Source organism: Bradyrhizobium sp. MV1.5 (assembly GCF_055807615.1).
Genome location: NZ_JBVVPL010000016.1, coordinates 73,303 through 86,285, shown reverse-complemented (window position 1 = coordinate 86,285; position 12,983 = coordinate 73,303). Strand labels below are relative to the sequence as shown.

The window sequence follows — 12,983 nt, the reverse complement described above, 5'->3', positions numbered from 1 at the left end:
CCTACCCCAGCGCCTTCAACTCATCCGGCAAGGCATACGCCCATTGCGTGATGTTGCCGGCCCCTAGGCACACGACGAGATCGCCCGACTTCGCCACGCCCTTGACGATACCGGCGAGATCGGACGCAGCCGGCAGCGGGATCACCTCGCGGTGGCCGTGGGCGCGCAGACCCGCGGCGAAATGGTCGCGGTCGATGCCCTCGATCGGCGCCTCGCCTGCGGCGTAGACCTCGGCGACGATCACCGCATCCGCATCATTGAAACAGGTGCAGAATTCCTCGAACAGCGACTGCAGCCGGGTGTAGCGATGCGGCTGCACGACGGCGACGATCTTGCCGCTGGTGGATTCCCGCGCCGCCTTCAGCACCGCCGCGATCTCGACCGGATGATGGCCGTAGTCGTCGATGACGGTGACGCCGTTCCACTCGCCGGTCTTGGTGAAGCGGCGCTTGACGCCGCCGAAGCCGGCGATCGCCTTGCGGATCGCCTCGTCCGACACGCCGAGTTCGCGCGCGACCGCAATCGCAGCGGTCGCGTTGGAGGCATTGTGGCGTCCCGGCATCGGCAGCATGAGATCGGAGATCTCGTGCACGGCGCCCGTCTTGCGATCGCGGAAGGCAACCTTGAACTTCGAACCGCCGCCCATCGGGGTGAGGTCGACGAAGCGCACGTCGGCCTGCGGATTCTCGCCGTAGGTGATGATGCGCCGATCCTCGATCTTGCCGACAAGAGTCTGCACCACGGGATGATCGATGCACATCACGGCGAAGCCATAGAATGGCAGGTTCTCGACGAAATGGCGGAACGCGTCCTGCACAGCCTCGAAGGTCTTGAAGTGATCGAGATGCTCGGGATCGACATTGGTGACGATCGCGACCTCGGTCGGCAACTTCAGGAACGTGCCGTCGCTCTCGTCGGCTTCGACCACCATCCAGTCGCCGGCGCCAAGCCGCGCGTTGGAGCCGTAGGCGTTGATGATGCCGCCATTGATCACGGTGGGATCGAGGCCGCCGGCATCGAGCAGCGTCGCGACCATCGTGGTCGTGGTGGTCTTGCCGTGCGTGCCGGCGATGGCGACGCAGCTCTTCAGCCGCATCAACTCGGCCAGCATCTCGGCGCGGCGCACCACGGGGATGCGCCGTTCGCGCGCCGCCGTCAGTTCCGGATTGTCGCGCTTGATCGCGGTGGAGACCACGACAACGTCGGCCCCGTCGACGTTCTCCGCCTTGTGGCCGACCGAGACCCTCGCACCGTTCTTGCGCAGGCGGTCGAGATTGTAATTGTCGGAGGCGTCCGAGCCCTGCACGGAGTAGCCGAGATTGAGCAGCACCTCGGCGATGCCGCTCATGCCGATCCCGCCGATCCCGACGAAGTGGATGGGTCCGATCTCGCGCGGCAGTCTCATGGCGTATCCCGCAGTTCCCTTCGTCATGCCCGGGCTTGTCCCGGGCATCCACGAATCCTTACCACTTCTTGCAAGACGTGGATGGCCGGACAAGCCCGGCCATGACGGCAAAAGTAGGAATTCCGGCCAATTTCGCGTCAGATTCCCGCGATTTTGGCCACCAGATCGGCCAGCCGCTCCGCTGCGTCGAGCCGGCCGGCGCCACGGGCGGCCTGGGCCATGGCGGCAAGACGCGCGGGCTCGGCGGCGAAGGCGGATATCTCGGCGGCGAGGCGATCGGCGGAAAACTCGGTCTGCGGAATGCGGACCGCACCATCGACCTTTGCCAGCACGCCGGCATTGGCGAACTGGTCCTGGTCGATCGCGCCCGGCAGCGGCACCAGGATCGAGGGCCGTCCGATCGCGGCGAGTTCGGCCACCGTGCCGGCGCCTGAGCGCGACACCACCAGATGGTTGGAGGCGAGCCGAGCCGGCAGATCGGTGAAGAACGGCGCAAGCTCGGCCTTGATCTTCAGCCTGTCGTAAACCGCACGAACGCGCGCCATGTCCTCGTCGCGCACCTGCTGGGTGAGGACGAGCCGGCTCCACAGTGCGGGCTCGAGGCGCTCGATCGCGCCCGGCACGATGTCGGCCATGATACGCGCGCCCTGGCTGCCGCCAACGACGAGCAGCCGCAGCGGGCCGTTCACTTCAGGCGCAGCATATGGCACGCCAGCTGCGGCGAGGATTGCGGGGCGCATCGGCGTGCCGACCGTCGTTGTCTTGCCCGATAGCGCCGGATCGCGGTCGAGCACGCCAGGCAACGACGTCGCGATGGCGCGAACGCGGCTCGACAGGAATCGGTTGGCGCGACCGAGCACGGCATTGGCGTCGTGGATGATGCCGGGCACGCCGGCGAATCTTGCCGCGACCAGCGGCGGCAGCGTCGGATAGCCGCCGAAGCCGACGACGGCGACCGGCTTCAGTCGCTTGATCAGGCTGTAGGCGGACAACGTTCCGGCCGCGAGCGTCAGGCCGGCATAGGCGAGTTGCAGCGGATTGCGTCCACGCGCAGTCTCGCTCGAAACGACGTCGATCATGTCCTTGGTGAACAGTCCGCTGTAGCGCAGCGCGCGCTCGTCGGTGACGAGGCGGACTCGGTATCCGCGCCGGATCAGCTCGACGCCGAGCGCCTCGGCCGGAAACAGATGGCCGCCGGTGCCGCCCGCGGCGAGAAGAATCAGGGGGGAGGTGTCCATGGCGAGGAGTTTTACAGTGTCTCCCCCGTCATTGCGAGCCGCCCACACAATGCTCGTGCCCCGGGCGCAGTGCAACGCGCCGCCCTTGGCGGCGTGGTGCGCTGCTGAACCGGGGCCCATTGCTGCGACATTCTGGGTCCCGGCTCTGCGCTCCGCTTCGCTGCGCTTGTCCGGCACACGCGATCACGCGTAGCTGCGCATCGCCTCGGCGTGGCCGCTCGCCTCGACCTCGGTGCGCGGGCGCAGCCGTGTCAGCGCGAGCATCATGCCGACACCATAGGCCAGCGACACGATCGAGGAGCCGCCATAGGAGATGAAGGGCAGCGTCATGCCCTTGGCCGGGATGAGCTGGAGATTGACCGACATGTTGATGGCCGCCTGCACGCCGAACAGGATCGCAAGACCCGAAGCAGCGAAGCGCGAGAACATGTCTTCGTTGGCATAGGCGCGCGACAGCGTGCGGATGACGACGAAGGCAAAAAGTGCCAGCATCGCGAGGCACAGGATGATGCCGAACTCTTCGGCGGCAACCGCGAACACGAAGTCGGTGTGGCTGTCCGGCAGGCTGCGCTTGGCGATACCCTCGCCCGGTCCGAGCCCGAACCAGCCGCCATTGTAGAAGGCCTCCATGGCGGTATCGACCTGGAAGGTGTCGCCCGAAGCCGGATTCATGAAGCGCTTGATGCGACCAGCGACGTGGGGAACAAAAAGATAGGCGCTGAACAGCCCGGCGGCGCCCAGGCCGGCGAGCCCGAACACCCAGATCATCCGCATGCCCGCGATGAAGAACAGCGAGCCCCACACCATCAGGATCAGCATGGTCTGGCCGAAGTCGGGCTCCATGACGAGAAGCGAGACCAGCATCAGGAGCAGCGCGAGCGCCATCGAGGTCGCCGGCATCTCTGGCCGCTTGGTCGATTCCGCAAACAGCCAGGCGGCGATGACGACGAACGACGGCTTTGCGATTTCGGAGGCCTGGATATTGACGCCGATCAGCGTGATCCAGCGCCGCGAGCCCTTCACCTCGGGGCCGATCGCGAGCGTCAACACGATCAGAATGATGCTGGCCGCGAAGATGATCAGGGCCGAGCGGCGGATCGCCCGCGGCGACAGGAACGACACCCCGAGCAGCACGATGCAGGACGGGAGGAGGAACAGCACGTGGCGGCTGAAGAAGTGGAAAGGATCGAGCCCGATCCGGGTCGCAACCGGCGGGCTCGCTGCCAGCGACAGGATCACGCCGGTCAGCATCAGTGCCAGGATGGCCCCCATCAGCGGCTTGTCGACGGTCCACCACCACTCGGAAAAGGGGGTGCGTTCTTCACGGGAGAGCATGGCGGCCGCTTTCGGACAGAGGTCGGTCCATTGGTCGCCGAGGTTGGTTACCGCAGGGTTAAGGAGCTGTTCAAGTTTTGAAGAGTCTCGTGCCCCGGACGCAGCGCAGCGCCCTCGCGGTGCGCTGCAGAGCCGGGGCCCATTGTCGCTTCTGGGTCCCGGCTCGCGCTACGCGCGTCCGGGACACGAGAAACTCGCTACACCGCCGGCTTCACGCCCGGCAGCGCCTGCACCAGCTCGCGGAACCTGGTGCCGCGGATTTCGAAGTTGCGATACTGGTCGAAGGAGGCGCAGGCGGGTGACAGCAGGACGACCGCGTCAGTGATGCCCGACGCCTCCGCATCGCGCGCGGCTTGCTCGACCGCGACGTCGAGAGTCTGGCTGATCTCGTGCGGCACTTGCGTACCGAGCGTGCCGGAAAATTCCCGCGCCGCCTCTCCAATCAAATAGGCCTTTCGGATGCGCGGGAAGTAGCCGGTGAGGCCGGTGATTCCGCCGGCCTTCGGCTTGCCGCCGGCGATCCAGAAGATGTCCGAAAAGGACGACAGCGCATGCGCCGTGGCATCGGCATTGGTGCCCTTGGAGTCGTTGACGAACAGCACGTTGCCGCGGCGGCCGACCTGCTCCATGCGGTGCGCGAGGCCCGGAAAGCTGCGCAGGCCGTTCTGCAAGACATCGAGATCGATGCCCATCGCGAGTGCGGCGGCGGCGGCACAGGCCGCATTCTGCGCATTGTGCAGGCCGCGCAGAGAACCGATGCCCCCGAGTGCCGCGATTTCACTGCGCGCGCCACCCGAATTGCGCACGATATTGCCATGCTCGACATGGATGCCGCTGGCCAGCGGATTCCTGACCGAGATGCGGACGACATTCTTGCCGGCACGATCGAGCCGGTCGGCGATATCTCGGCAAAAACCGTCGTCGACGCCGACGATGGCGGTGCCGCCGGCCTGCACACCGGCAACGAGACGCTCCTTCACCGCGGCGTAATGCGCGATGGTGCCGTGCCGATCGATGTGGTCCTCGCTGACATTGAGCAGAATGCCGACGGAGGGGTCGAGCGAGGGCGTGAGGTCGATCTGGTAGGACGACATCTCGATGACGTGGACGCGACCCATGCGCGGCGGCTCCAGCGACAGGATCGCGGTGCCGATATTGCCACCCATCTGGGTGTCATAGCCGGCGACCTTGGTCAGGTGCGCGATCAGCGCCGTCGTGGTCGACTTGCCGTTGGTGCCGGTGATGGCGACGAACGGCGCATCCGGTGCGTGGCGGCGCCGTTCGCGGCAGAACAGCTCGATGTCGCCGATCACCTCGATAGCGGCCTCGCGCGCCTTCAGCACGCTCCAATGCGGCACCGGGTGGGTCAGCGGCACGCCGGGCGCGAGCACCAGCGCGGCGAAATTCGCCCAGGAGACGTTGCGCAGATCAGCCGTGATGAAGCCGTCTTGCGCGGCCTTGGCCACGTTCTCGGCATTGTCGTCGGCGGCGATCACCTCGGCGCCGCCCGCCTTCAACGCGTGACAGGACGCGAGCCCCGAGCCGCCGAGGCCGAACACCGCGACCGTCTTGCCGGCAAAGGACGTGACCGGGATCATCGAGCGGTCACCGCAGCTTCAGCGTCGACAAGCCGGCGAGCGCCAGCATCACCGAGATGATCCAGAACCGGATCACGATCTGCGGCTCGGTCCAGCCGAGCTGCTCGAAATGGTGATGGATCGGCGCCATCCGGAAGATGCGTTTTCCCGTCATCTTGAACGACACCACCTGCACGATGACGGAGACCGCCTCCAGCACGAACAGGCCGCCGATCACCGCGAGCACGATCTCATGCTTCACCGCGACCGCGATCGCACCCAGCATGCCGCCGAGCGCGAGCGAGCCGGTGTCGCCCATGAAGATAGAGGCCGGCGGCGCGTTGAACCAGAGGAAGCCGAGACCGGCGCCCAGCAGCGCGCCGCAGAGCACGGCGAGCTCGCCGGTGCCGGCGACATATTTGATCTGGAGATAATCGGCGAACACCGCGTTGCCGGCGAGATAGGCGATCATCGCAAAGCTCGCGGTCGCGATCATCACGGGCACGATGGCAAGGCCGTCGAGACCGTCGGTGAGGTTCACCGCGTTGCCGGCGCCGACGATGACGAAGGCGCCGAACACGACGAAGAACCAGCCGAAATGCAGCACGGTGTCCTTCAGGAAAGGAATCGTCAGCGCGGTCGACGCGGGATCGCGGTTCAGCCGCACCAGCGCGTAGCAGGCCACAAGCGCGATCGCCGCCTCGATCAGCAGGCGGAGCTTGCTGCCGAAGCCGGTCGTGGTCTGCTTGGTCACCTTGAGATAATCGTCATAGAAGCCGACGAAGCCGAAACCGAGCGTCACCGCCAGCACGATCCAGACGTAAGGGTTAAGCGGATTGGCCCACAGCACCGTGCCGACCGTGAGGCCGGACAGGATCATCAGGCCGCCCATGGTGGGCGTGCCTTTCTTGGCGAGGTGCGATTGCGGACCATCGGCCCGGATCGGCTGGCCCTTGCCTTGGCGGATGCGCAGATGGTCGATGATCCAGGGCCCGAACAGGAACACGAACAGCGCGCCGGTGACGACAGCGCCGCCGGTGCGGAAGGTGATGTAACGGAAGACGTTCAGGAAGGTGCGAACGGCACCGAAGCCCGGAAATGTGTTGGAGAGCTCGATCAACCAGTAAAACATTCAGACGGTCCTATGGCGCCTTTGCACGCGCCTTGATCTTGGCCTTGTCAACCTGCCTCACGCGCATTCGCTGGTCTTCATCATGGGGTCGGGCGACCTCTAAAGAAAACGAACGGCTTCGCGCCGGAAAGGGTGGGATTCGGGAACAGCGCCTTCCAAGCAGTTTACGCCCTTGCCTGCAAGGCGGCCACTAGGCCCGGCACAAACTTGTTGACCCAGAACATCTTCTTGCTGCCCTTGACAACCACGACATCGCCTGCCCTCAGCAGATTTGCGACCTCGCCCGGCTTCAGCGTAACGGGGTCGTCGTGCCAGCCGAGGCCCTTGCCGGCTGGAAGCACTTCGAACAGGTGACGCATCAGGGGCCCGACGCAATAGACGGCGTCGATGCCGTCGAGATGCCTGGCGAGGTCGGTGTGATAGGCCGGCGCGCCGTCGCCGAGCTCCAGCATGTCGCCGAGCACCGCAATGCGGCGGCCGCCGGTCGTGTTGCGCGCCTGCAGGCTTTGCAGCGCGGCAGCCACGCTGGCGGGATTGCCGTTGAAGCTGTCGTCGATCACGGTGACGCCGCCGACCGCCTGCTCGACGCCGCGGCCGGTCATGATGCCGACGCGGTCGAGCTTGATCGCAAGCGTGGCCGCATCGAGGTTGGCCGCACGGATCGATGCAAGCGCGGCGAGCGCGTTCTGGACGCGGTGCGGCGCGCCCGGCGTCAGGCTGAACGCGATCTCCTTCTTGCCGAGCGCGGCCACGACCTGCCAGCTGTCGCCATGCGGCGCGTGCGCGACCTCGTGCACCTCGGCTTTGTCGCCAAAGCGGATGACCTTGCCCTTCCAGTCCGGCGCCTTGATCCCGGCGGGCAGCACCAGCACGCCTTCCGCGGGCAGGCCGAGTGCGATCGACACCTTCTCGCGGCGGATGGCTTCGAGCGAGCCGAGCTTCTCCAGATGCACCGGCTGGACGTTGACGACGAGCGCGACCGTCGGCCGCGTCAGTTCGCTGAGCCGCGCAATTTCGCCGGCCTGGTTCATGCCCATCTCGACGACCCAGAGACTGGCATCGGGGCGCGCATTGCACAGCGTCAGCGGCACGCCCCAGAAATTGTTGAAGCTCGACGGGCTGGCATAGGCATTGGGGTAGGCCGCGAGGAATTCCTTGGTGCTGGTCTTGCCGGCGCTGCCGGTGAGCCCGATCACCGGTCCGCTGAAGCGCGCACGTGCCGCGCGCGCAAGACCCCAGAGCCCGTCGATCAGCGTGTCCTTGACGACGATCTGCGGAATGCGGACGCCCGCGATCTCGTGCGGCACGATCATCGCGACCGCGCCGGAAGCTTCCGCCTTGTCCGCGAACTCCCAGCCGTCACGCGCGCTGGCGAAGGCCGAGATGAAGCCGCCGCTCGGGGTGCCGCTCAGCGCCACGAACAGGCTGCCCGGTTTCACCAGCCGGCTGTCCTGGGTGACGAAGTCGATCGGCGTGTCCGGGAATGATCCGGCAACGCCCAGCGCGCGCGCCACTTCGGCCACCGTCCATATGGGCGCGCTCATGCAATCCTCGACGCTAATGCGGCGGCGACCGCCTCGTGATCACTGAAGGGCAAAACCTCTCCGCCGACGATCTGCCCGATCTCGTGCCCCTTGCCGGCGATGAGCAGCGCATCGCCATCTTCCAATTCCGCGATCGCGGTGCGGATCGCCGCGGCCCGGTCGCCGATTTCGCGGGCGCCCTTGGCGGCGGCGAGGATTTCGGCGCGGATGGATTCCGGCTTCTCGCTGCGCGGATTGTCGTCGGTGACGATGACGCCGTCGGCGTTGCCAGCCGCGATCTCGCCCATGATCGGACGTTTGCCGGCATCGCGGTCGCCGCCGGCGCCGAACACGACGACCAGCCTGCGCCTGGCGTAGGGACGCAGCGCCTGCAGCGCCTTGGCCAGCGCGTCGGGCTTGTGCGCATAGTCGACGAAGATCGGCGCGCCGTTGCGCTCGCCGACGCGCTCCAACCGGCCTTTGGCGCCTTCGAGACGTTCGAGGCTCGCGAACACGTTTGCGGCGTCGCTGCCGGTGCCGATGGCGAGGCCGGCCGACACCAGCGCATTCTCGATCTGGAATTCGCCGACCAGCGGCAGCCGGATCGCATACCGCTTGCCGTGATGTTCGAGCGCGAGCATTTGCGAAAACCCCTCGACCTCCGCACCGGCGAGACGAATGCCCTCGCCTGCCCCGTCGCCGTTGCGACCGACCGCCATCACGCGCAAGCCGCGCGAATTCGCAGCACTGATCGCCTCCGCCGAGCAATCATGATCGGCCGAGATCACGGCCGCGCCCCCCGGCGGGACAAGTTCGCGGAACAGCCTGAGCTTGGCCGCGAGATAATGCGCGACCGTCGGATGGTAGTCCATGTGGTCGCGCGAGAGATTGGTGAAGCCGCCGGCGGACACGCGCACGCCGTCCAGGCGATATTGATCGAGCCCATGCGAGGAGGCCTCGAAGGCGAGATGCGTGACGCCCTCGCGGGCGATCTCGTCGAGCTGCCGGTGCAGTGCGATCGGATCGGGCGTCGTCAGCGAGCCGTAGACGGTACGCTTGGGCGAGACCAGGCCGATGGTTCCGATACTGGCGGAGGCGTGCCCGAGCCGTTCCCAGATCTGCCGGGTGAATGCGGCGACCGAGGTCTTGCCGCTGGTGCCGGTCACCGCCGCAATTGTCGCGGGCTGCGCGGGATAGAATCTTGCCGCGGCCAGCGCCAGCGCGCGGCGCGGATTGGCGACTGAGATGAACGGCACCTTGCAGCCATCAGGCGCATGCTCGCCGACGACCGCCACCGCGCCTGCGGCAATCGCGGCATCGATGAAGCGCGCACCGTCGGTCTTGCTGCCCGCAAGTGCGAAAAAGAGATGACCCGGCTTGACCGCGCGGCTGTCGAGGGCAACGCCGGTCACGTCGAGCGCCGCGACGGCGGGCTCGATTGCGGCGTCATTGCCCTGAACGTCCTGATCGAGGAGGTCGCGCAGCTTCATGGTCTTCCAGTCGACATGCCGGACCGGATCGCCGAATCTCCAGGGAAATCCCGACTCAGCAGCGGCAACGGCCCACCCGGTTGATTACTGGGTTGTCCTGGATGCTGCAAGAATAAGGCGCTCGGACGGCGGCAGATCGAACCGCGGTTCGACGCCCAAAAGCGGCGCGATCCGCTCGATCACCTTGCCGCCGGTCGGCACCGCGTTCCAGCCCGAGGTGATGAAACCCTTCGTTTCGGGAATCGCCTGGGGCTCGTCCAGCATGATCAGGATCTGATATTTCGGATCATCGCACGGCATGATCGCGGTGAAGGAGTTGAGCACCCGCTTTTTGGCATAGCGGCCGTTGATGACTTTCTCGGACGTGCCGGTCTTGCCGCCGACATAGTAACCCTTGACGTCAGCGGTCTTGGCGGTGCCGATTTCGGCATTGAGCCGCATCAGGAACCGCATCTTGTCGCTGGTCTCCGTCTTGATGACGCGCTTGGCCATCGCCGCCGCTTCGGATTCGGTCCGTTTCATGAAGGTTGGCGGAATCAGATAGCCGCCGTTCACCAGCGCGTTGATGCCCATCACCGCCTGGAGCGGCGCCACCGACATGCCCTGGCCGAACGCGATGGTCACCGTGTTCAGCTCGCCCCAGCGTCGCGGCACCAGGGGAGCCGCGCTCTCCGGCAGCTCGGTGCGCAGCCGCGTCAACTGTCCCATCTTGGCAAGGAACGCCTTGTGGGCCTCGACGCCCTGGCTGAGCGCGATCCGCGCAGCGCCGATATTGGACGAATAGGTGAACACTTCCTTGGTGTTGATGAAGCGTCCAAGCGCGTGGCTGTCGTGAATGGTGAACTTGCCGTAGTGCAGGTTTCCGCGCGCGTCCCACGACGAATTCAAATTGATCTTGCCGGAATCCAGCGCCATCGCCAGCGTGAATGCCTTGAAGGTCGATCCCATTTCGTAGACGCCGGTGGTCAGGCGATTGATGCGGTCGGGGTCGTGCGCCTCCTTCGGACTGTTGGGATCGAAGTCCGGAAGGGAGACCATCGCCACGATCTCGCCGGTCTTGACGTTGGAGACGATGCCGGAGGCGGCCTTGGTGTGGTATTTCTCCTTGGCCTTCAGCAGCTCGTCACGCAGTGCGTGCTCGACGCGCAGATCGACCGAGAGCTCGATCGGTTTTTGCAGCCGGTCGGTGGCAAAGCCCGCGCGATGGAGATCGGCGAGCCCCTGATTGTCGAGCCACTTCTCCATGCCCGCGATGCCCTGGTTGTCGATGTTGACCAGACCGATGACGTGGGCGACCTCGTTGCCGGTCGGATAGACGCGCTTGTTCTCGCGCAGGAAGCCGATGCCGGGAATGCCGAGCTTGTGGATGTCCTGCTGTTGCTTCGCCGTAATCTCGCGCTTGAGCCAGACGAATCCCTTGCGCGTCTTCAGGCGCTCGCGCACCTCGGCCTCGTCGAGGTCGGGCACAGTGGCGGTCAGAAGCTCGATCGCCTCGTCCTTGTCGATGATGCGGCGCGGCTCGCCGAACAGGCTCGACGCCTTGACGTCGGTCGCGAGGATCGCACCATTGCGATCGACGATGTCGGGCCGCGCGGTCGCGACCACCTCCTGCGCCGCGGCGCGGCGCGCGCCGTGCGCGTCGGCGCCGATCGCGAACATCACGAGCCGGCCGCCGATCAGGGCGTAAACCGCGCCGAAGGCGAGCATCGCCAGGCCGACACGCGCCCGCGCCTTGGCCGCGCGATCGACGTTGCGCCCGTACAGCAGGCTGCGGATCAGCCGCTGCCGCCAAGGCTCGGTCGGCTTTTCTGCCGGTTTGGCCGGGGTCACAGCACTCATGGCTTGTCCTCGGGCTGAGGCACGGAGCCCGTCACATTATCGGGATCGCTGGCGGCTTCGATGGTGTTGAGCATGGCGCCGATCGGATCCGGCTCGCCCGGCCTGAACATGCGCGGCGGACGCTCGGGCAAATTCTTCAGTGAATCATATTGCGTGCCGTTGACCGGCTTGAGCTGCAGATGCCGATCGGACAGGCCTTGCAGGCGCTGGGGCGCATCGAGCTTGGCCCATTCGGAGCGCAGCGCCGCGATCGCATCGCGCTGCTCGCGGATCTCCGCATGCAGCCGCAGCACCTTTTCGGTGCGCGCCGTGGAGTCCATCTTGATCCTATAGACATAGGCCGCCGCGAAGATCAGCGCGCCGATGACGAGGAGGTGGATGAAGCGCATGCGCTAGCCACCTCTCATGACGTCGGAGAGTTTTGGCCAGGACGATTGCTCGCGATCGTCATGCGCGGGCGCCGAGGTGCGCTCGCCGGCGCGCAGTTTTGCCGACCGCGCGCGCGGGTTATGCGCGACTTCGTTTTCGCCTGCAATCACCGGCCGCCGCGTCAGCAGCTGAAAGCTCGGCACCGCCTGAGACACTTCCGGCAGATGGCGTGAGCCGCCACCCGTCTTGCTACGCTCGGCGAGAAAATTCTTGACGATGCGATCTTCCAGCGAATGGAACGAGACGACCACGAGGCGACCACCGGGCTTGAGCACGCGCTCGGCAGCGATGAGTGCGTTCTGGAGTTCCTCGAGCTCTTCGTTGACGAAGATGCGCAGGGCCTGGAACGTCCGCGTCGCCGGGTGAATATCCCCAGGCTTGGAACGAACCACCCTGCCGACGAGATCGGCGAGCGCGCGCGTGGTGGTGAACGGCGTCTCCTGACGGTCCGCGACGATGGCGCGGGCGATGCGACGCGACTGCCGCTCTTCGCCGAGGAGATAGATGATGTCGGCGAGATCGCCTTCCGATGCGCGCGCCACGACATCGGCCGCAGTCGGGCCTGCCTGCCCCATCCGCATGTCGAGCGGACCATCGAGGCGGAACGAGAAGCCGCGGCCGGCCTGGTCGAGCTGCATCGAGGACACCCCGACATCCATCACGACGCCGACGACGTCATCGACGCGTTGAGCCGCGCAGATTTCGGCGAGGTTGGAGAAGCGATCTTCAACGAGCGTCAGCCGGCCCGCCGAGCGTTCGACCAGCTCGGCGCCGCCCTCGATCGCAGTACGATCGCGATCGATGGCAATCACCCGGGTTCCCGGCACGTCAAGAATCGCACGGCTGTAGCCGCCGGCGCCAAACGTCGCGTCGATGTATAGGCCGCCTTCGCGCGGGGCGAGGTGGTCGATGGCCTCACGGCCAAGAACGGGGATGTGCGGAGCCGAACTCATGCGCCAGGCCTGCCAATCGCCCCGCCGGACTCCCAGGTGAGATCGGGGACGAACAAGCTCAT

10 protein-coding genes are annotated in these 12,983 nt (G+C 66.2%); all 10 read right to left on the bottom strand.

What is annotated here, in order from left to right; translation table 11 throughout:
* Position 1 precedes the first annotated feature (1 nt).
* The gene (murC, locus tag AC0L2J_RS17405; RefSeq protein ID WP_473250437.1) at positions 2–1,405 is read right to left on the bottom strand and encodes a UDP-N-acetylmuramate--L-alanine ligase; all 1,404 of its coding nucleotides are present in this window, start codon (positions 1,403–1,405) and stop codon (positions 2–4) included.
* A gap of 137 nt (positions 1,406–1,542) precedes the next feature.
* Positions 1,543–2,643 (bottom strand): undecaprenyldiphospho-muramoylpentapeptide beta-N-acetylglucosaminyltransferase, encoded by a 1,101-nt coding sequence (murG, locus tag AC0L2J_RS17400; RefSeq protein ID WP_473392402.1) that lies wholly within the window; start codon positions 2,641–2,643, stop codon positions 1,543–1,545.
* Positions 2,644–2,826: 183 nt separating this feature from the next.
* Positions 2,827–3,978: a putative lipid II flippase FtsW gene (gene ftsW, locus AC0L2J_RS17395; protein WP_473250435.1), complete on the bottom strand. Its 1,152-nt coding sequence runs from the start codon at positions 3,976–3,978 to the stop codon at positions 2,827–2,829.
* A 197-nt stretch (positions 3,979–4,175) separates the two neighbouring features.
* Positions 4,176–5,576: a UDP-N-acetylmuramoyl-L-alanine--D-glutamate ligase gene (gene murD, locus AC0L2J_RS17390; RefSeq protein WP_473392399.1), complete on the bottom strand. Its 1,401-nt coding sequence runs from the start codon at positions 5,574–5,576 to the stop codon at positions 4,176–4,178.
* A 7-nt stretch (positions 5,577–5,583) separates the two neighbouring features.
* A complete protein-coding gene (mraY, locus tag AC0L2J_RS17385) occupies positions 5,584–6,687 on the bottom strand; it encodes a phospho-N-acetylmuramoyl-pentapeptide-transferase (RefSeq protein WP_007600847.1) in 1,104 nt (367 codons plus the stop codon).
* 164 nt (positions 6,688–6,851) lie between these two features.
* Positions 6,852–8,231, bottom strand: coding sequence for a UDP-N-acetylmuramoyl-tripeptide--D-alanyl-D-alanine ligase (locus tag AC0L2J_RS17380; protein ID WP_473392395.1), 1,380 nt, complete (start codon positions 8,229–8,231; stop codon positions 6,852–6,854).
* Positions 8,228–9,700, bottom strand: coding sequence for a UDP-N-acetylmuramoyl-L-alanyl-D-glutamate--2,6-diaminopimelate ligase (locus AC0L2J_RS17375; RefSeq protein ID WP_473392391.1), 1,473 nt, complete (start codon positions 9,698–9,700; stop codon positions 8,228–8,230). Before AC0L2J_RS17375 ends, AC0L2J_RS17380 begins: the two co-directional genes overlap by 4 nt.
* Before the next feature lie 84 nt (positions 9,701–9,784).
* On the bottom strand, positions 9,785–11,539 hold the full coding sequence (locus AC0L2J_RS17370; RefSeq protein WP_007613547.1) for a peptidoglycan D,D-transpeptidase FtsI family protein: 1,755 nt from the start codon (positions 11,537–11,539) through the stop codon (positions 9,785–9,787).
* A complete protein-coding gene (ftsL, locus tag AC0L2J_RS17365; RefSeq protein WP_007613549.1) occupies positions 11,536–11,928 on the bottom strand; it encodes a cell division protein FtsL in 393 nt (130 codons plus the stop codon). The genes AC0L2J_RS17370 and ftsL overlap by 4 nt, the downstream gene beginning before the upstream one ends.
* 3 nt (positions 11,929–11,931) lie before the next feature.
* Positions 11,932–12,921, bottom strand: coding sequence for a 16S rRNA (cytosine(1402)-N(4))-methyltransferase RsmH (rsmH, locus tag AC0L2J_RS17360; protein ID WP_007613550.1), 990 nt, complete (start codon positions 12,919–12,921; stop codon positions 11,932–11,934).
* Positions 12,922–12,983 lie beyond the last annotated feature (62 nt).

Bases quoted from the DNA above. Each gene is read 5' to 3' on its own strand.
- murG (WP_473392402.1), bottom strand. From the start codon at position 2,643: ATGGACACCTCCCCCCTGATTCTTCTCGCCGCGGGCGGCACCGGCGGC.
- murD (WP_473392399.1), bottom strand. From the start codon at position 5,576: ATGATCCCGGTCACGTCCTTTGCCGGCAAGACGGTCGCGGTGTTCGGC.
- murC (WP_473250437.1), bottom strand. From the start codon at position 1,405: ATGAGACTGCCGCGCGAGATCGGACCCATCCACTTCGTCGGGATCGGC.
- AC0L2J_RS17380 (WP_473392395.1), bottom strand. From the start codon at position 8,231: ATGAGCGCGCCCATATGGACGGTGGCCGAAGTGGCGCGCGCGCTGGGC.
- AC0L2J_RS17375 (WP_473392391.1), bottom strand. From the start codon at position 9,700: ATGAAGCTGCGCGACCTCCTCGATCAGGACGTTCAGGGCAATGACGCC.
- mraY (WP_007600847.1), bottom strand. From the start codon at position 6,687: ATGTTTTACTGGTTGATCGAGCTCTCCAACACATTTCCGGGCTTCGGT.
- ftsL (WP_007613549.1), bottom strand. From the start codon at position 11,928: ATGCGCTTCATCCACCTCCTCGTCATCGGCGCGCTGATCTTCGCGGCG.
- AC0L2J_RS17370 (WP_007613547.1), bottom strand. From the start codon at position 11,539: ATGAGTGCTGTGACCCCGGCCAAACCGGCAGAAAAGCCGACCGAGCCT.
- ftsW (WP_473250435.1), bottom strand. From the start codon at position 3,978: ATGCTCTCCCGTGAAGAACGCACCCCCTTTTCCGAGTGGTGGTGGACC.
- rsmH (WP_007613550.1), bottom strand. From the start codon at position 12,921: ATGAGTTCGGCTCCGCACATCCCCGTTCTTGGCCGTGAGGCCATCGAC.